The organism is Anaerosalibacter sp. Marseille-P3206, assembly GCF_900155565.1.
Lineage (GTDB): Bacteria > Bacillota > Clostridia > Tissierellales > Sporanaerobacteraceae > FUHM01.
The window spans coordinates 1,042,419-1,060,694 of sequence record NZ_FUHM01000002.1; the positions used below are offsets into that span (position 1 = coordinate 1,042,419).

The 18,276-nt window shown below is 30.6% G+C and carries 18 protein-coding genes, 1 CRISPR repeat array and 2 riboswitches (1 of these 21 cut by a window edge); of the genes, 3 read left to right on the plus strand and 15 right to left on the minus strand.

Annotated features, from left to right (window positions below):
* Positions 1–200: 200 nt before the first annotated feature.
* Genes BQ9840_RS06490 through BQ9840_RS06500 form a run of 3 tightly spaced genes read left to right on the plus strand, consistent with a single transcriptional unit; the run spans position 201 to position 2,131 of the window.
* Entirely contained in the window at positions 201–572 is a 372-nt protein-coding gene (locus BQ9840_RS06490) for a response regulator (RefSeq protein ID WP_077369012.1), read from the plus strand.
* Positions 565–1,200 (plus strand): chemotaxis protein CheC, encoded by a 636-nt coding sequence (locus tag BQ9840_RS06495; RefSeq protein ID WP_077369013.1) that lies wholly within the window; start codon positions 565–567, stop codon positions 1,198–1,200. Before BQ9840_RS06490 ends, BQ9840_RS06495 begins: the two co-directional genes overlap by 8 nt.
* Positions 1,193–2,131, plus strand: coding sequence for a sensor domain-containing diguanylate cyclase (locus BQ9840_RS06500; RefSeq protein ID WP_077369014.1), 939 nt, complete (start codon positions 1,193–1,195; stop codon positions 2,129–2,131). Before BQ9840_RS06495 ends, BQ9840_RS06500 begins: the two co-directional genes overlap by 8 nt.
* Positions 2,132–2,185: 54 nt before the next feature.
* Here BQ9840_RS06500 and BQ9840_RS06505 read toward each other — a convergent pair whose 3' ends face one another.
* The 15 genes from BQ9840_RS06505 to BQ9840_RS06575 all read right to left on the minus strand — a co-directional run bounded on the left by BQ9840_RS06505 (position 2,186) and on the right by BQ9840_RS06575 (position 17,176).
* Complete coding sequence (locus BQ9840_RS06505) at positions 2,186–2,515, minus strand: DsrE family protein (RefSeq protein ID WP_077369015.1); 330 nt, start codon at positions 2,513–2,515, stop codon at positions 2,186–2,188.
* Between the two features lie 60 nt (positions 2,516–2,575).
* Entirely contained in the window at positions 2,576–6,286 is a 3,711-nt protein-coding gene (gene bchH / locus BQ9840_RS06510; RefSeq protein ID WP_077369016.1) for a magnesium chelatase subunit H, read from the minus strand.
* A 114-nt stretch (positions 6,287–6,400) separates the two neighbouring features.
* The gene (locus BQ9840_RS06515) at positions 6,401–6,607 is read right to left on the minus strand and encodes a hypothetical protein (RefSeq protein ID WP_077369017.1); all 207 of its coding nucleotides are present in this window, start codon (positions 6,605–6,607) and stop codon (positions 6,401–6,403) included.
* A gap of 8 nt (positions 6,608–6,615) precedes the next feature.
* On the minus strand, positions 6,616–7,350 hold the full coding sequence (locus BQ9840_RS06520; RefSeq protein ID WP_077369018.1) for an ABC transporter permease: 735 nt from the start codon (positions 7,348–7,350) through the stop codon (positions 6,616–6,618).
* A 1-nt stretch (position 7,351) separates the two neighbouring features.
* Entirely contained in the window at positions 7,352–8,188 is an 837-nt protein-coding gene (locus tag BQ9840_RS06525; protein ID WP_077370119.1) for an ABC transporter ATP-binding protein, read from the minus strand.
* 25 nt (positions 8,189–8,213) lie between these two features.
* The gene (locus BQ9840_RS06530; protein WP_200804888.1) at positions 8,214–8,426 is read right to left on the minus strand and encodes an iron chelate uptake ABC transporter family permease subunit; all 213 of its coding nucleotides are present in this window, start codon (positions 8,424–8,426) and stop codon (positions 8,214–8,216) included.
* Positions 8,427–8,447: 21 nt separating this feature from the next.
* Positions 8,448–9,218, minus strand: coding sequence for a sirohydrochlorin cobaltochelatase (locus tag BQ9840_RS06535; RefSeq protein WP_077369019.1), 771 nt, complete (start codon positions 9,216–9,218; stop codon positions 8,448–8,450).
* A 110-nt stretch (positions 9,219–9,328) separates the two neighbouring features.
* A riboswitch (cobalamin riboswitch) is annotated at positions 9,329–9,504 on the minus strand.
* Between the two features lie 96 nt (positions 9,505–9,600).
* Positions 9,601–12,834 (minus strand): SNF2 helicase associated domain-containing protein, encoded by a 3,234-nt coding sequence (locus BQ9840_RS06540; protein ID WP_077369020.1) that lies wholly within the window; start codon positions 12,832–12,834, stop codon positions 9,601–9,603.
* A gap of 118 nt (positions 12,835–12,952) precedes the next feature.
* Positions 12,953–13,267 (minus strand): hypothetical protein, encoded by a 315-nt coding sequence (locus BQ9840_RS06545; RefSeq protein ID WP_077369021.1) that lies wholly within the window; start codon positions 13,265–13,267, stop codon positions 12,953–12,955.
* 327 nt (positions 13,268–13,594) lie between these two features.
* Positions 13,595–14,032 (minus strand): type VII toxin-antitoxin system MntA family adenylyltransferase antitoxin, encoded by a 438-nt coding sequence (locus BQ9840_RS06550; RefSeq protein ID WP_077369022.1) that lies wholly within the window; start codon positions 14,030–14,032, stop codon positions 13,595–13,597.
* 16 nt (positions 14,033–14,048) lie between these two features.
* Positions 14,049–14,486, minus strand: coding sequence for a type VII toxin-antitoxin system HepT family RNase toxin (locus tag BQ9840_RS06555; RefSeq protein ID WP_077369023.1), 438 nt, complete (start codon positions 14,484–14,486; stop codon positions 14,049–14,051).
* 200 nt (positions 14,487–14,686) lie between these two features.
* Entirely contained in the window at positions 14,687–15,499 is an 813-nt protein-coding gene (locus BQ9840_RS06560) for an energy-coupling factor ABC transporter ATP-binding protein (RefSeq protein ID WP_077369024.1), read from the minus strand.
* Positions 15,500–15,503: 4 nt separating this feature from the next.
* Complete coding sequence (gene cbiQ / locus BQ9840_RS06565) at positions 15,504–16,184, minus strand: cobalt ECF transporter T component CbiQ (protein ID WP_200804889.1); 681 nt, start codon at positions 16,182–16,184, stop codon at positions 15,504–15,506.
* Positions 16,168–16,461, minus strand: coding sequence for an energy-coupling factor ABC transporter substrate-binding protein (locus BQ9840_RS06570; RefSeq protein ID WP_077369025.1), 294 nt, complete (start codon positions 16,459–16,461; stop codon positions 16,168–16,170). Before BQ9840_RS06570 ends, cbiQ begins: the two co-directional genes overlap by 17 nt.
* On the minus strand, positions 16,445–17,176 hold the full coding sequence (locus BQ9840_RS06575; RefSeq protein ID WP_077370121.1) for an energy-coupling factor ABC transporter permease: 732 nt from the start codon (positions 17,174–17,176) through the stop codon (positions 16,445–16,447). The genes BQ9840_RS06570 and BQ9840_RS06575 overlap by 17 nt, the downstream gene beginning before the upstream one ends.
* 104 nt (positions 17,177–17,280) lie before the next feature.
* Positions 17,281–17,456, minus strand: a riboswitch (cobalamin riboswitch).
* Positions 17,457–17,575: 119 nt separating this feature from the next.
* Positions 17,576–18,276: direct repeats of the CRISPR family, unit length 30 nt; unit sequence GTTTCAATTCCTTATAGGTAGTCTAATAGT; it runs 6,416 nt beyond the window's last position.

The following is an 18,276-nucleotide window of genomic DNA, read 5'->3' on the forward strand; positions in this document are numbered from 1 at the left end:
AATATTCCTCCTTGATTTATTGTTTTATATTATCTTCTCAATAAAAGAATTTTTTATGTCGTTTTTAATATTGTCAATATGATTTAACATTGCTAAATGAAACTATAAATGCTATTATGTAGTAATATGATATAATATATGAGATTTAAAAATAATAATTTTAGATCAATTTTACTTTCGTAACAGGAGGGAATTTATTAATGAAATTACTAATTGTTGACGACTCAAAATTTTCCCAAATAATTACATCAAAGCTAATAAAGAGCTTTATTAAAGATATAGAAATCTCTTTTGCAAATGACGGTGAAAAAGGATTTGCTAAATACAAAGAAATAAATCCAGATTACGTGATTGTAGATTTACTTATGCCTAATATAAATGGGAAAGAACTAATAAAACTAATAAAAGAATACGACAATAACTCAAAGATATTTGTTGTTTCAGCAGATGTACAAAGAAATGTAAAAGAAGAAGTAGAGTCATATGGAATAATAGAATTTATAAATAAGCCCTTAAATGAAGAAAAAGCAAAAATTATAAGTAATATTATTAAAGGTGATATAAATGAGTGAAAAAGATTTAAAGTATGACATATTAAAAGAAATCTTCAATATTGGTGTTGGTAAGGCTGCAGACATGCTTTCAGAAATAGTAGAAAAAAAAATAATATTAAATGTCCCCAATATTGAAATTTTAAACTCTAAAAATAAAGAACTAGATTTCGATAATCATTTTTCTAAAGGACTAAACGGAACATTAATGGTGTCTTCTATCTCCTTCGAGGAAAAAATAACTGGAGAAGCAAATTTGATCTTTCCTGCAGAAAAGATGAGAACATTTATCAATCTCTGTATGAAAGAAGATGATGATAACTCTGCCGAAGATATGAATTTTACAGATATTGATTTTGATATCATAAAGGAAATAGGAAATATCATCTTAAACTCTATCATGGGTGAAATAGGAAACTTTTTAAATGTAAACTTAGAATATACCCTGCCTAAAGTTAGCATTTTTGATTATCTAGAGTTTAAAACCGATCTTAAAAATAATAATGATTTTTACATACTAATGCTTTATATAACTTTTATTTTAGATGATACTCCAATAGAAGGAGCTGTAATAATAAATTTAACTTTAAATTCATTAAATGAATTAATGAAAATAATTGAAAAAATGGAAGATGATTTGTATGGATAAATTAGTATTTGACATATTAAATTATGTTAACGAAGGTATTGTAATACTGAACGAAAATTCAGAAATACTATTTTGGAATAATTATATGGAATATATAACAGATACTAAAGCAAATGAAGTTATCAATTCTAAAATATTTGATGCAATTCCAGGATTAAACAAAGTTTATTTCAAAAAAGCTTTTAATTCAGCAATGGAAAAGGATTTCAAATTTTTCTTTTCTTCTGAAATGCATAAGAACTTAATTTCTAATGATTTTGAACTTAACTTTAGAATAAATAAATTCAAAAGTTCTAATTCACAGTACTTGATTATTGAGTTCATGGATGTCACCAGTCAATTCATTAGAATAGAACAATTAAAAGAATATGCAAATGAATTATACTTATTAAATAAAAAATTAAAACAAAAAGAAAAAGAAATTGAAAGATTAGCTTATTATGATACACTTACTAATTTAGCAAATAGAACACTTTTTTATAACCTAGCTGAAAAACTATTAGCTAATGCTAAAAGAAGAAATACTATATTGGGATTAATGTTTATTGACATTGATAAATTCAAATATATAAATGATACATATGGTCATAGAATAGGAGATAAGATTTTAATTGAAGTAGCAAAAATACTTAAAAAGTGTACAAGAGAAAATGATGTTGTAGCAAGACTGGGTGGAGATGAATTCTTAGTATTGCTTCCTGATTTAAGAGATTACAGCAACTACAGAACTATTGCTAAAAGAATTGCAAATGCAAATAGCAAAGTAAAGGTTGATGACGATATTGAGTTAAATATAGCTTTAAGTATAGGGGTAAGTTTTTATCCTCAAGATGGAAATACTATTGATGACTTAATATCAAAATCAGATAAAGCAATGTATAATGTAAAAAATATTGGCGGAAATAAATGTGTACATTATATAAATGGATAAATTTTAATAAGGGAAGGGATTACGGCTTAATAAGTCTATCCCTTCCCTTACTTACTATGGTCTTATATACGCAAAACCTTCTTCTTGTTTTTTTATCAATTCAATCATACTATTAGGTATAACTTCTACAAAGTCCAATATCTCATCCTCTTTTATTTCATGAGCTTTAAGAGCATTAGCACAAGCTTCAAACACAACACCCTTAGCATTTTGCTTAGTCATCACATGAGCTAGTTCAAAATCTTTAGTGTATCCATCCACTGCTTCAGCATTTGCAACAACTACAATCTCTACATCCTCTTTAGCATCTCTCAAAAGATTTCTTACATTAATAAGAGATAAACTCCATTTTTCCATTTCAACTACATGAAATACTGCCTTCATTTCATTCCCTCCTTTAAAACCGTTAATTTGATTATAACATAAAAAGGTGGCATGGAAAGTTTAGTGAATTTTTTCTTCTATACTTCCTTCTACTTCAATATAAACCTTTCTTAATTCTTCTAACTGTTTATCTGTTGCATCCCAGTATCCTCTTTGATTTGCTTCTAGTAGTCTTTCCATCATGCTCAAATAAGCCCATCTATTGTTTTCCTTAAGCTTTTCTCTCAATTCCTCATCTGATACATAAGTTGACTGAAGGCTATCAAATACCCAATTGTCCACTTTGTTTGTTGTAGCTGAAAGGCCTATTATGTTTTCAAATCTATCATATATTTCCTGAACCCCGTGGTATTTGTGTTCAAGCATGGCATCTATCCACTTTGGATTTAACAGCCTAGTCCTAACACCTCTCTCTATGGACTTATCTACAGTTTCTGTTTCAATAGACTCTCCAGTAGTATCACTAATATATATTTCAGCTTTTTTCCCTTTTACCATTTCTATAGATTTTGCCAATCCTCCAAAGAACTCATAGTAATGGTCTAAATCAGTGACCTCATATTCGTGATTACTCCTAGTTTGAGATACAATATCTACCGTCTTAAGATTGTCTTCTAATAGTCCTTCTACTTTCTTCCCACTATGATTCAAACTATATACATATTTTAAACTATCGATAAACTTATCCCCAAGTTGTTCTTCACTAGTCCAGTTTTTAGTTTCTATAATAGTTGTAATACCTGTTCCATAATCTCCTTCTTTAGGCCCAAATATTCTTGATACAGCCAACTCTCCTGCCTCATCAGGAGAATATCCTTTATCTAATAAATTTTTATAAATCTTTTTTGTATTTGCCTTAAAATAGTTCATATCATCAGGTTCATCTAGTAAATATACATCCTTAAAAATCTTATTCATAAACTGTATCATATTATAGAACATATCCCTAAAGAATCCACACATATTAATAGTGATATCTATTCTAGGTCTACCCAATTCTTCCAATGGTATTATCTCATATTCAGGGTCAAAACCTCTATTCCTAACAATCCTCACCCCTAAATAATGAAATATCTGCCCCAATGTTTCTCCTTGAGTTCTTGAAGTTTCAAGTCCCCATAGTACCATAGCCACTGTTTTAGGATATTCGCCACTAGATTTCATATATTCCTTTATAGTATTGTCTGCGATTTTGGCACCTCTTTCACAGGCAACTTCACTAGGTACAAGCCTAGGATCAAATTGATAAAGATTATATCCAGTAGGCAATACCTCAGGACTTCTTATAGTATCACCAGCCAATTTTGCTGGTAAATATTCTCCATTTAATACTTTTAGTAGCCCCTTTATTTCATAACATTCCTTTGAAGAATTGTAACATTTCCTGCCAAATTCTAAAGAATCCGAATATCTATCTTCACAAATTCCTTCCATTACATACTTTTCTATGATTTCAGTAGATTTTTCATCTAATTCTGCCAACTTTTCAGTATCATTTCTATCAAGCAATTCTTCATAATCTAGTCCTTCATTTTCTGCTACCAATCTTCTTATAGCCTTTATATTTCCCCTATCATATCTCAATAAAAATCTCATATAATCACAGGCTTCACTATCAGTATACCCCTGTCCAAATATGTGCAATCCTCTAGGAATAAGAGATCTTTTAATCCTATAAAGTTCTCTTTCTAACATATCTAAATCTTCTCCATCAAAATTAAGCTCACTAGCTTTTTCTTTGATCTTTTCCTTCAAATCATCACATCTAATTGGGTCTACTCTCTCTGCTTCTTTTAATTCACTAATTAAAGTCTCAAGTACAATCATTTCACCGTATAGTTCAGCTTCTGTATATGGTGGAGACTGATATCCAACTAATACTGCATGAGATCTTCTCTTAGCAATGACTGATTCTGCAGGATTTCCACAATAATATAAATAAGCATGAGGAATATCATAAACTAACATATCAGAAAAACAATCCTTAGACATACCACATTCTTTTCCCTTTAAAAATTCCAATGTTCCATGAGTACCTACATGTACCACTGCATCAGCTTTAAACTCTTCCTTTAGCCATTTATAAAAAGCTATATACTGGTGATGAGGTAATAATGTCTTGTCATGATAACATTTCTCAGGATTTTCATGAACACCTCTAGATGGTTGAAGTCCCACAAATACATTTCCAAATTCTTTTCCTGGAATCAAAAACTTCTTATCTTCAGTCATTACCTCTCCTGGTACTTCTCCCCATTGGCTTATCATCTCATCATACCAATCCTTATCCTTCAAATCTATACTGTACTTATCCTTTTCATAAGTTATCATGTGTTCACTTTGTTTTCCAACTATCCACTTTCCAGAGTTTACGATTTTACCTTGAGTAAAGTATTCCATCAATTCTTCACTAGTTTTAGCATCTACATTATATCCTTCATCTTTCAATGCAGACATTATCTTCTCTATAGATACAAAGGTATCAAGAAATGCACCACCAAATATATTATCTTCTCCTGGAGGATAATTGTAGCATATTATAGCAACCTTTTTATCCTTATTTGGCTTTTTCCTCAAGTTTATCCAATTGTTTATCCTTGAAATAACCTTTGTAACTCTATCCTCTATAATATCAATTTCTCCTATTTCTAAATCCAATTCTTCATCCCTATCATTAACCCTTATAGCTCCAATTGGAATAGACTCTATAGAACCATCAAGTTCTGGCAACATAACAGAAACTAAAAACTCTGGGGGAGATATACCTGCAACTGATTCTTCCCATTCTCTAAGTTCCCTCTTTGCCATCAAGTAAGGATGTAGTTGTGGAACATTTATCTTCTTTAACAATTCAACTGCCTTATCAGCATCTCCACCCATAGGTCCTGCCCCTAGTCTAAAAGACATTACATTTACTATCAAATCTATATTTGGGCTTTCAGGACTTAATAATATTTTTTCCAAAACATCTACATTCTTGGGAGTAACTGAATTAAATGCAACAGGCAAAACATTCACATATTCACTTAACTTTTCACAAAACTTACCCACACATCCACAACTCCTATGAGGATAATTATCGCTACGGTACAAAACTGCAACCATAGCTTTATCTTTATCAAAACCAAAATCATCAGCATATTCTGCCCAATCCCTATAAATCTTCAAAGTAAGTGGATCACAAATAGAAATAGGTTCATTTTCTTTTGGATCCCTTGGTTTTGGGAGATTATTTACCTTTCCATATTCTCTAAGGATTAAATAAAACAAATCCTCTATGCCTTCTCCAGCTAGTGTCCAATACTTAGATATAAGGACAAAGTTCCTCATATCTCTAGGTTTGCCAAATGGTACAAACTTTCCCATCTTTTCAGCCATATCCATCATTTTCATAATGGCCTCTACATTAATATCTTTTCTATTTTTCTTTGAACCCATTTTCATATCCTTAGCACTTAAAGAACCTAGCTTTAAATATGGGCCAATTTCCTTTCCTTGTCCTCCAATATTCACTATATCTCCACTACACTTTTTACATCCTGCTACAGTAGCAACTACTACATCCTCTTTAGCTCCCATAAGGTCAGTAAGTACAAAATCCGCTTCTCCAATATGTTTTTCTATTTCAGGAAGTTTTTCCTTTCTATATCCTCTTCCCACATAAAAAAGTTTTAAATCCAATATATTTCCGTATTCTTCTTTAAGTTTTTTGTAAAATCTTGACATATCAACAGCAACAGGATTTGATACAGTAACAACTACTAATTTCATATAAACACCTCTTTTACATAAACTTGGATTTAGTTATATTTAGAAAAGCAAAGATTGTTTTTAATCTTTGCTTTTCTATCTATTAGTTAAATACTTCTGGATATAGCATTTTTGCTAAACCCTCATACGCCTCACCATATCTATCATTTTTACAGCTTTTATTGAACTCCAAGCTGAATTAGATTCTACATCCTTTTTCAATCTCTGTTCAAGCTTATCTACTTTTCCCATAGCTTGAACAAATATAAAATCTGGATCTTCTTCTATTATTTTTTCCATACTAAAAACCTTGTCTTTTTCACTTAAAACATTCCTTATCATAAATTGTTTTACTTTACTTCTCTATAGCTCATAGCTATACCCCACAAATAAAACACTACTGAATAAATCAAAAGTACTAATATTGATTTATGGTCAAACTGCCCTTTCAACACAATATCCCTTAGGGATTGGGATGTATGTGAAAGGGGCAATACTCCAATTACACCTTTCACAAGAGGAGGTAAGTTCTTCAATGAAAAGAAAGTACCACATAAAAATGACATAGGAGTCATAACATAAGTAGTAAACCTACTCATATCGTAGTGACTTTCAATTGAAAGAGCAGCACCATATCCAAAAGCTGCAAACAAAAAACTATTTAAAAAACATATTAAAACAAAATAAAAATCAATATGTATCTTTATTCCAAACAAATATGATATCAATAATATAAGGCCAGATGCATACATCCCTCTAAAGGTGCCAGCCAGAATATGTCCTAAAGCTAGCAACTTCATATTCACCGGGGAAGTCAAATAATATTCAAAACTTTTTTCATATAATTTAGAAATATTAATCCTAACAGATATAGCATTAAAACTTGTATTCATAGTTGTAAGAGCAATAATTCCTGGTATTATAAAATGCATATAAGTTGCACCTTCTATAACTATATCCTTACCTAATCCCCATCCAAATGCAATTAAATACAAAAGTGGAGTCATAATAGCTGAACTTGTAATCTTAAAAAATCTTCTTTTAAAAAATATAAACTCTCTCCACAACACAGTAAAAACTTCCATATTATACTACCTTCCTATTCGTAAAGTTATAGAAAACATCTTCCAAAGTTGTTTTTCTAATAGTACATGAAATACTCTCAACATTTGAAATATACTTTTCTGCTTCTTCCTTCTCCTTAAAATATGCATAATTAGTCTTCATTTCATTGTCAAAATATTCAACAGTGTAAATACCTAAATCTTCTTTAAACCTATCAGGAGTATCCTTTTTGAATATTTTTCCCTCATTTATCAAGCAAACTTGATTGCAAAGATAATCTGCTTCTTCAATATAATGAGTCGTAAGAAGTATGGTCTTACCTAATGTCTTCATATATTTCAATATATCCCATATCTTCCTTCTACCATTTAAATCAATCCCCACAGTAGGCTCGTCAAGAAAAACAACATCTGGATCGTTAATTAAAGCCTTAGCTATCATAAGTCTTCTCTGCATTCCTCCAGAAAGATTCATAGCCTTTTTATCTCTATGTTCTTCTAACTCCATAGCAACAAGAAGTTCATCTATTAAATCTTTATAGTCCTTTATTTTGAATAGTTTAGCAGCAAAAACTAGATTCTCATATGCTGTTAGTTCTTTGTCTAAATTGGTATATTGGGGAACAACCCCTAATCTCTTTTTTATTTGCATATTATCCCTAGACATAACTTGTCCATCTATTCTCAATACCCCTGTTGTAGGTTTTAATAATCCTGTAAGCATATTGATAAGGGTACTTTTACCTGCTCCATTGGGTCCAAGAAGGCCTAAAAATTCTCCCTCTTTAATCGTTAAGCTCACATTTCCTACAGCAGTAAAATCCCCAAACTTTTTAGTCACACCATCTATTTCAATCAAACAAATCACATCCATCCTTTATTAATTAACATCTCCTCACCTTTTCGGGTATAAAATAAAGACCTACCACACTAACTGCACTTCCTGCAAGTAAAGATGAAAGAATAATAAACATAAATCTAGTCCTCTCAACATTAAGACCAAGGCCAGTAGCCACTTCATCTCCCAACATCAAAATATTTAATTTGCTTGGTAAAAGCATTACCAACACAATTCCAACTGCAGCATATGGAAACAATATCTCTTCTGGCAGAATTGCTTAAATCATATCCTTCAAATGAGAAACAAATATTTCTTGTACAGCTTCATTTTCCCCTAAACCATTAAGATAAGTTTCTACTTCAAATCCTTCACTTAAAAGAATACTCTTCCAAGAATCTTCCTCATCTCCAGCCATATCATTAGTTGCATGATCCCCTGCCACGAGCATAAATGGTTTCAAAACAATCTTTTTAATATTCTTTTCTTTCAAAATAGGAACTATATCCATAATAGTTTTACTTCCTTCCACTGTAGCAATATAAGCATTTTCAATATTCTTTTCTCTTAACTTTTCTTCAAGTATAGAATAAGACTCATCACTCACATGGTCAGTTCCATGACCCATAAATATCACTGCTTCATCATCACTAATTTTCCCAATATTAAGTGCTTCCACTACTCTTTCATAATCCCTATCATCAGACAATAATGGTTTCCCAACTTTAATATCTATACTGCTATTCTCTTTAAAGTCAGCAATTTGTTTTTGCATCTTCTCATATTCATGCCCAGGTATTATATGAAGAGATTGTACATATATCTCGTCAAATTCATCTTCCTTCAACTTGTCCAAAGCTTCAGCTACATTATCAATAACAAGCTTGTCTCTTTTTTTAAGAATATTTATAACCATCTGAGATGTAAAAGCCCTCCTCACATCGCAGTCTTTAAATTCATCTCTAATCCTATTCTCTACACTTTCAATACATTTCTTCCTAGTATCCTCATAAGTAGTTCCAAAGCTAACAACAAGAATTCCCTTTTTCATCTTATCCCTCCGTAGTTTGATTTTAAAAATAAAAAAGCCCTAACCTTCAGGTTAGGGTATTTTTTGACATAAATACACAATAAAAACAAGTAACGACTTCCCTCCGAAGGTTTACTAAAAAAGCAATAGGCAGGTCTCCTGACTTGTGTTTCATCCTACTCTCAACGCCTTCCCAGTTAAGCCAGTGGCAACAAGTTGATTTCATCACACTTACAGTAGCGGGGGCTGTATCGGATTTTAACCGATTTCCCTTTTAATCAAATGAACCTCATACTTTTTCATTATTCGATTTTATCCATTTATATATTATCATATAAGATTTTTTTGTTCAATTAATTTTTGTGTTTTTTTTGACAATGGTAGAAAACCTACATTTAATTCCCTATATATCAAATAAATATTTTATTTCCTCTTCACTTAATTTTGATACCAAAGTTTCTCCTTCTGTTATTACCTTGTCTATCATTTCTTTTTTTGATTCTTGAAGTTTAAATATCTTTTCCTCAATAGTCCCCTTGGTTATAAGTTTAATCACTTGAACTGTATTCTTCTGACCAATTCTATAAGCTCTATCTGTAGCTTGATCTTCAACAGCAGGATTCCACCAAGGGTCAAAATGAATAACCATATCTGCTCCTGTTAAATTAAGACCAGTACCTCCAGCTTTTAGCGAAATTAAAAACACATCTCCCTTTCCTCCATTGAAGTCTTTTACTAACTTACCTCTTTCCTTAACATCAGTAGAACCATCTAAATACATATATTCAATATGATTTTTTGCCAACACATCTTTTATAAGGTGTAACATACTAGTAAATTGAGAAAACAACAATATCCTATGTCCACTTTCAATAGCATCAACTAATATCTCTTCTAGTGAATCAAGTTTCCCACTACTAGCACTATAATTTTCAATAAACATTCCCGGATGACAACAAATTTGTCTTAATCTTGTAAGACCTGCTAGTATCTTTATTTGACTTCTATTAAAACCACTAACATTTATTTCTTCTTCAATTTCTCCTTTTATAGCTTGTAAATAAGCAAGGTAAATTTTTCTTTGCTCTACCGTCATATCTACTACAATTTGTTGTTCTATCTTATCTGGAAGTTCTTTTAGTACATCTTTTTTAAGCCTTCTCAAAATAAATGGCCTTATATGATTGTTTAAATCCCTAAGTGCACTTCCATCTTTGTCTCTTACAATAGGCTTTTCGTACTTTTCAATAAATTTCCCATGGGAAAGTAAATATCCAGGCATAAGATAATCAAATATAGACCAAAGTTCTGTAAGAGAATTCTCCATTGGTGTTCCTGTTAGAGCAAAATAATTCTTCGCCTTTATTCTCTTTACTGTTCTGGCATTTAATGACTTAGGATTCTTAATATGTTGAGCCTCATCTAATACAACATATCTAAAAGAAAAATCCTTGTAAAGTTCTAAATCCTTTCTAATAAGTGGATAAGAGGTAACAACAACATCATAATTCTCCATATCCTTAACCATTTGAGTTCTTTCACTTTTGCTACCTGACACTACCAATACTTTAAGTTTGGGTGCAAACTTTTCTATTTCAGATTCCCAATTGTATATTACTGAACTAGGTGCTACAACCAATGAAGGCCTTGAGCCATTTTCTTCAACTTCAGATAATAAAAATGTAATAACTTCAAGAGTCTTTCCTAATCCCATATCATCAGCTAAAATTCCACCAAATCCATAATTAGATAGTACCTTTAACCACTTAAAACCAAATCTTTGGTAATCTCTAAGAACTCCTTCTAGCCCTACTGGAATTTCAAAATCCATATCTTCAGGTTCATTTATATCATTTATTAATTTCTTAAAGCTTAAATTCTTTTTAATAAAATTAATCTGTCTATCCTTTAAATAATTATCTAAATAAGCTGCCCTAAACTTAGGTATTGAAACACTTCCATTTGCTAATTCATCATTACTTACATTTAGATAATCCAAAATCTCCCCCATATACTCTAATTCACTATTATCAAGAGGTAAAAATGAGCCATCTTTTAATCTAAAATATCGTTTCTTTTCTTTTATGGCATTAAATATATCTCCCAGCTCATTCATATCTATATCATCTGTTTCAAAATCGAAATCCAACATATCTGTTTCTTCATTAAGCTGAATTCCTCCACTAATATATGAGGACTTTCTAAATGTCATATCCTTAAAACTTTCCGAATAATAAATATTGCATAAACTCTGTAATTCAGGTATAGTTTCAAAGACAAAATCATATATCTTTTCTTCTTCATCCATATAAATTTCACCATCTATAACTTTAAAAGCACTTTCCTCTAATTCTTTAAGAATTGCCCTTTCCTTTTGTACATCCCGAAGAAGTATTTTATCTTTTCTAGTTAAATTGCTATCATCAGAACTAAAAGGATTAATATTTATATCATCATATATGAAACTAAGCTTTCCAGTAATCGTATTGTCTTTTCTATCTAGGTATATTTCACCTATAAATTCAGGACTATATATTGCCTCATTAATAGAATCAGATAACTTCAATTCTGCTATATCTTTCACCTTTGGGAGCACTTCTGAAATAAAAGATTCCCTATGCTTCAAAGGTACTTTCAATACTCCTCCATTACTTCTTATTACTTCATTATATAGTGGTATTATTTTTTTCCTTTGTTCATCAGAAATCTTATAAATCATACCATTATTAAAAAAGTACATTCCATTCGAAATAATAGGAACCATTTGTGATTCATAGTCTATTTTGAATAGTAAATCATTATCGTCCTCACTAATATTTATAGATAGTGGCAAATCACTTTCAATTATCTCTACATTATTATAAGTTTCACCCTTAATAGTAGCATTAAAACTTCTACCCTTAATAAGTTCAAAAAACTTTTGAAGACTTTTGGGTGTAAATAATATCCTCTTATCTTTAAATATACTTTCGCCATAATTATTATATCCACTGTAATTTGCCTGATAGTTTTCATATAGTAACTTCAAAAAGCTAATGATTTCCCTATCTTCTTCTTTGAAAACGTGTATACTTGGATTAAAAGTGAAATACTTCCCAAATACAATCTCTTCCCCATCTTCTAAGCTTTCAAAAAACTTTCTAATGCTCTTCACTACATACAGCTTATCTTCACCCATTCTCAAATTTAAAAATGAGGATTTTGACATCCCATCAAAGCTATTGTAATCGAACTCATAATTATATTCTATATTAACTGGAATCTTATCCTTTTCATCTTCATAACTAAAAAAATTAATCAAGTTTAAAACAGCTTTTTCGTCTTTCCTTTGCAGAATAGTATTATGAATTTGAGAGTTTTTTAAATAGAAAAGAAATGCTATGACATGCTTACAGTCTCCTGAATATTTTTGAAAGGCTGGGCAACTACATTGTGTATGAATAAGATTTCCATATTCATCAAATCCTACTTCCACTTTGTAATATTCAGATCCCTTAACCAATCCCAACATATATCCTGTATTTTCATCTTGTACAGCACGGATTACTTTTCCATTATTATAATATTGTTCCCCTCTGAAAAAAGTTGCATAATTATCTGCCCTTTGCAATAAAAACTTATCATTTATATTAAACATAATACACCCCAATAATAACTTTTCTATGATTATTGTCAAATGTTATAAACATTATAATTATATCATAAAAAATGTTCTTCAGACGCATTTTCTACATTTCCATTGCAGACTGATCATGTTAAGATCCAACATAATTTCCAAAACAGTACTGAATATATTGGCTTCTATTTCTATCAAAAATAAAACCTTGTTTTTCAAGTTCCCCCAATATATACCTATCAACTCCATAAGCACTTTTAAGTTCATCAATAAGTTCCCTACTCATTTTAACACTATATCCCTTCATCACTATTAAATATTCATCATCATTAATATTCTCTAATTTTACTTCTTCTTCAAATTCTCTACTTATAGCTGTAACAACTACCTTGATAAAATATTCAGCATTCATATTTTTTGCCATATAGCCTCTTATAAAACCAGTGGTATTCATGTAATCATCTCCTATAAAATAATTATGAAATAAAAAAATCTTCTGATCCTAAGATAAGAAGATTTGAAATCACTATGTTTTCACCTCCTTATCGAAATTTTAGCTGAACCACCTTACATATTGCAGGTTGGTATAGGGTCACAGAGCTAAATCTCTACCCTAACTCTTGATATTTTGGTGTTAATTTGTATAGTTTTATTATATCACAATAGTTTAATAAATGCTAAGTTTTTCTAAAAGCGAAATATCAACTTTCATAAGTACATGTAATAGCAAAGGTGGCAAACAAAACGTCCCTATGCTACCAATTGATAATTGCTTTTTAAATTAAGTTTTAGAATCATTCATAACTTCTAAAAATCTCTTATGACTATATTTATTTCTAACTTCTCTGAAATACTCCATATCCATATATTCGCTCATTACCCTTGATTCAAATGTGACTTTGGTTACTAAATCTTCCATATATACTACTTTCCCATATTTTATAACTTGAAATTTCAATACTTCATCTACATTATTTAAAATAACTAAATCTATGTCTTCTCGATTAAATATTCCAACTAGTTCATCTAATATATCTAATTTAACAAATCCGTCTACTTTCCTATCAAAATACATAGCTATATCCAAATCACTATCCACTCTATTTTCTCCTTTAGCATAAGAGCCAAATATATAGATAAGTTTTATTTCAAAATCACGAACTAATTTATCAATATGCTTGTTTAAAACTTTTTCTACTTCACTAATATTTCTTTGCATGCGTAACTCATCCTTGTTATTTATAGTTTTCTTTTAACCATTTATCTACATAATCCATATATTTAATAAAATCGCCTAATTCATTCTTTAATATATATATGATCATATCTTCATCTATCTTGGTATAGTCATGTACAAGTATATTTCTAAAGCCTACCATTTTAGATAGTTTTTTTGAAAACTTTTCAGAGATAACACCTATCTGTGATAAAGTAATCATTGTTTCTCTATAAGTAGATGGCTTATCATTGTCCGTAACAGAAATCAAAATATTACCAATATCAATAACACATTCAATACATATTTGTATACCTCTCTCAATTCCCCAATACCTAATCATATCTTCTTTTAGATTGTCTTTATTAACATCAAAAGAAACTTGCTTTAGAAAAATTAAATTGCTCTCTAATTCTTTTAATTTTCTACGTATAACATCATAAACATCCTTAGTCATATATAAGCCTCCATATGTTTTACTCACTACTTATAGTTTACCATTATATTAAACATAATACACCCCAATAGTAACTTTTCTATGATTATTGTCAAATGTTACGAACATTATAATTATACCATAAAAAATGAATGGGAAATTTAATTTGAATTGATAAATGAAAAGAATAAATACGTTAAAGAAAACAAACCGTTATCTTTTTATCTTATACCTCCACAGTTTGTTTCCCAAAATTTATAAAACTCTTCTTCTTTTCTAAAAAGCGGAATATCTAAATTCTTGTGGAGCTTTACAAGCCAAGGTTCTTCAAGGCCAGCCCCTTCTAAAATAGACTCTTGTACAAAGACTTCAGTAACAGTTCCTTCCCCTATTACCTTCCCACTTTTCAGTACATAAACATAATCACATATCTCATATATTAAATTCATATCATGACTAGATATTGCAATATTCTTCTCCCTGCTGATATCCTCAATAATATTAACTATCTCCCTAGTCATAATAGGATCAAGTCCACTTGTAGGTTCATCAAATAACAATGTACTACTATCCATAACCAATACCCCAGCTATAGCAATTCTCTTTTTTTGACCATAGCTCAAAAAATGAACAGGTTTCTCCTTTAAATCATAAGCCCCTACTCTTTTAAGAGTATTTACAACCCTGTTAGATATTTCATCTTCATCATAGCCTAGATTTCTAAGAGCAAAAGCTACATCATCACAAACATTTGAATAAAAAATCTGCTTATCAGGATCTTGAAATACAATATTTACTTGCTTCCTATACTCTCTTAGAAACTTTTTGTTGTACTCAATAGGACTATCCTTATACAAAATTGCTCCACTCTTAGGTTTTAATATCCCTATCATATTTAAAAATAGAGTAGACTTTCCAGAACCATTTGAACCTATGATTCCAACAACCTTTCCCTTACTTAAGTCAATATTCACATTCTTCAAAGCAATCGTACCATCTTCATAGGCATATGTTAAATCTTTAGTTTTTAGCATCCCATCACCCTATTTTAAATTCTCCATCATATAATTTTGTCTCCAAGGAAATAACCATATCCTCATACTTTTGTAAAACCCTAACAAACAAACACTTAATCAGTAAACCCAATGATCTATAAGAATTTTTCATACCACAATAACCAAATTTCATCTCCTGAATATTATATATTTCCATCATCTCTTCAAGGAATATGAATATTGACCTATATATTAAAATAATCAACTCAACCACATTCCCTGGAACCCTTAACTTTTTAAATACTACAATCAACTGATTTATAGGAATAGTTAGCGCAATAAAAAAAGTAGAAGAAATACTAGCAAATACCCTTGCAATAATAATGATAACCTCATTTAATGACTCACTTTTTATTCCTATAAAGCTTTTTCCTATTCTAATTGACCATATAAAAACATCTAAACTAGATTTGCTAATCAATATAGTCAATATACTTATTATCAAAAATACACTTGGTATCAAATACAGTTTCAAATAATTTTTAATAGGTATTTTAGCAACTACTGTTGTCGATAAAAACATAATTAAAAAAATTATAATATTAAGATAAAAATTATTAAGTCCTACAGCAAGAATAAGGGCACCTATGGCAAATATAAACTTTGCCATAGGATTTACATTTACTATTTTATTTGTATAAGCATACTTATCTATTACCAGCAACTTTTTTCTTCCCCTTCATCATTCCCAATATATAGCCAAAGGCCCCAGCTCCAATTGCAACTTGAAGAGAAAACAACAAACTTTCAATCTCACCACTTGGTGGTTCCCAAAGACTTTCAAACCATGGTTCATAGTCAGGATCTATTTCAGCAATAACATCTTCAGCTTGATCATCAGCTCCACCAAACTCTGATCCACCCATGAATATAAGAGGCACTAAAACAATAACTATAGCAATTAATATTAACCATAAATTCTTCTTACTTGATGATTTCACTTCCAAGCACCCCTTCCCTGTTATATTCAATAAGCAAATTGTACACAATAGCTGTCAATATTCCCTCTACAATAGCTAGTGGAATTTGTGTCACTGCAAACACACTTAAAAATTTCCCCATAGATCCCATAAAACCCGCAACAGAATCAGGAAATGCCAATGAAAGTTGTATTGATGTAATTACATAAGTAGCCAAATCCCCCAATGCTGCAGCTACAAATACTGCAAATGATGTATTTGCATTTCTCTTTTTCAAAAATTTAAACAATCCATAAGAAACCAATGGACCTACAACTGCCATTGAAAAAGTATTTGCTCCTAATGTAGTTAACCCACCATGTGCAAGTAATAGTGCTTGAAATAATAGAACAATAATGCCCACAACAGTCATGGTAGTTGGCCCAAATAAAATTGCTCCTAAGCCCACTCCAGTAGGATGAGAACAGCTTCCGGTAACTGAAGGAATCTTTAATGCAGATAATACAAATACAAAACCTCCTGCCAATCCTAATAATGCCTTCTTGTTGATATCAGATTTAAAAATACCATTAACTCTTTTAATACCAACAACTAAAAATGGTAAAGTAACTACAGCCCAGAATATTGCCCATTTTGCAGGTAAAAACCCTTCCATAATGTGCATTGCATTTGACACACTTGGTACCATTAACAAAAGAAAGAACATACTAAGTAACAAGCTTCTTTTGTTTTTCATTTGTCTCACACTCCTCTCTAATATTAAAAAAGCCCTAGCCTTCTGGCTAGGGTCATTTTTGACATAAATATACATTAAAAATAAGTAATCACTTCCCACCGAAGGTTTACTAAAAAGCAATAGGCAGGTCTCCTGACTTGTGTTTCATCCTACTCTCAACGCCTTCCCAGTTAAACCAGTGGCTATAAATTGATTTCGTCACACTCACAGTAGCGGGGGCTGTATCGGATTTTAACCGATTTCCCTTTTAATCAAATGAACCTCATACTTTTTCGTTATTCAATTTTATCCACTTATATATTATCATATAAGATTTTTTTGTTCAATTATTTTTTGTGTTTTTTTTGACAATTGTGGAAAAGTGACAAAAACCCTCTTGAATATAATTAGATTCAAGAGGGTTTAAATCCTTATAGGTAGGCTAATAGTCAGAATATGTTGTGCTCCATATCCAGAAGAACCAAGGTTTCAATTCCTTATAGGTAGGCTAATAGTATATTTAAATATATCAACTGGAAAGTTCCAATATAAGTTTCAATTCCTTATAGGTAGTCTAATAGTTTATATAGTTGCCATACCAATTACATTAGTGTATATGTGTTTCAATTCCTTATAGGTAGTCTAATAGTATTTTTTCATCACCATAATAGTCAAAGCCATAGTCCTGTTTCAATTCCTTATAGGTAGTCTAATAGTTTAGATTGGACAGAGTATTGCCTGAACAAGATGGATGAGTTTCAATTCCTTATAGGTAGTCTAATAGTCTGCTATAGAGGAGTATTTGCAGCTATAGAAGAGAATGGTTTCAATTCCTTATAGGTAGTCTAATAGTTTTTAATTTTTCCCATGTTTTGCACCTCTTTATGATTGTTTCAATTCCTTATAGGTAGTCTAATAGTTATCCTGAGTGGTATCCTCAACTAGACGAGAAAAAAAGTTTCAATTCCTTATAGGTAGTCTAATAGTCTATATTGTACTAAAGGTTAAAAGTTTGGTACAATAGTTTCAATTCCTTATAGGTAGTCTAATAGTTTCTCCTTTCTTTTACATAAATATATTATTATTAGTTTCAATTCCTTATAGGTAGTCTAATAGTCCAA

Coding starts and splice junctions, on each gene's coding strand:
- BQ9840_RS06490 (WP_077369012.1), top strand. CDS start 201: ATGAAATTACTAATTGTTGACGACTCAAAATTTTCCCAAATAATTACA.
- BQ9840_RS06495 (WP_077369013.1), top strand. CDS start 565: ATGAGTGAAAAAGATTTAAAGTATGACATATTAAAAGAAATCTTCAAT.
- BQ9840_RS06500 (WP_077369014.1), top strand. CDS start 1,193: ATGGATAAATTAGTATTTGACATATTAAATTATGTTAACGAAGGTATT.
- BQ9840_RS06505 (WP_077369015.1), bottom strand. CDS start 2,515: ATGAAGGCAGTATTTCATGTAGTTGAAATGGAAAAATGGAGTTTATCT.
- bchH (WP_077369016.1), bottom strand. CDS start 6,286: ATGAAATTAGTAGTTGTTACTGTATCAAATCCTGTTGCTGTTGATATG.
- BQ9840_RS06515 (WP_077369017.1), bottom strand. CDS start 6,607: ATGATAAGGAATGTTTTAAGTGAAAAAGACAAGGTTTTTAGTATGGAA.
- BQ9840_RS06520 (WP_077369018.1), bottom strand. CDS start 7,350: ATGGAAGTTTTTACTGTGTTGTGGAGAGAGTTTATATTTTTTAAAAGA.
- BQ9840_RS06535 (WP_077369019.1), bottom strand. CDS start 9,218: ATGAAAAAGGGAATTCTTGTTGTTAGCTTTGGAACTACTTATGAGGAT.
- BQ9840_RS06540 (WP_077369020.1), bottom strand. CDS start 12,834: ATGTTTAATATAAATGATAAGTTTTTATTGCAAAGGGCAGATAATTAT.
- BQ9840_RS06545 (WP_077369021.1), bottom strand. CDS start 13,267: ATGAATACCACTGGTTTTATAAGAGGCTATATGGCAAAAAATATGAAT.
- BQ9840_RS06550 (WP_077369022.1), bottom strand. CDS start 14,032: ATGCAAAGAAATATTAGTGAAGTAGAAAAAGTTTTAAACAAGCATATT.
- BQ9840_RS06555 (WP_077369023.1), bottom strand. CDS start 14,486: ATGACTAAGGATGTTTATGATGTTATACGTAGAAAATTAAAAGAATTA.
- BQ9840_RS06560 (WP_077369024.1), bottom strand. CDS start 15,499: ATGCTAAAAACTAAAGATTTAACATATGCCTATGAAGATGGTACGATT.
- BQ9840_RS06575 (WP_077370121.1), bottom strand. CDS start 17,176: ATGAAAAACAAAAGAAGCTTGTTACTTAGTATGTTCTTTCTTTTGTTA.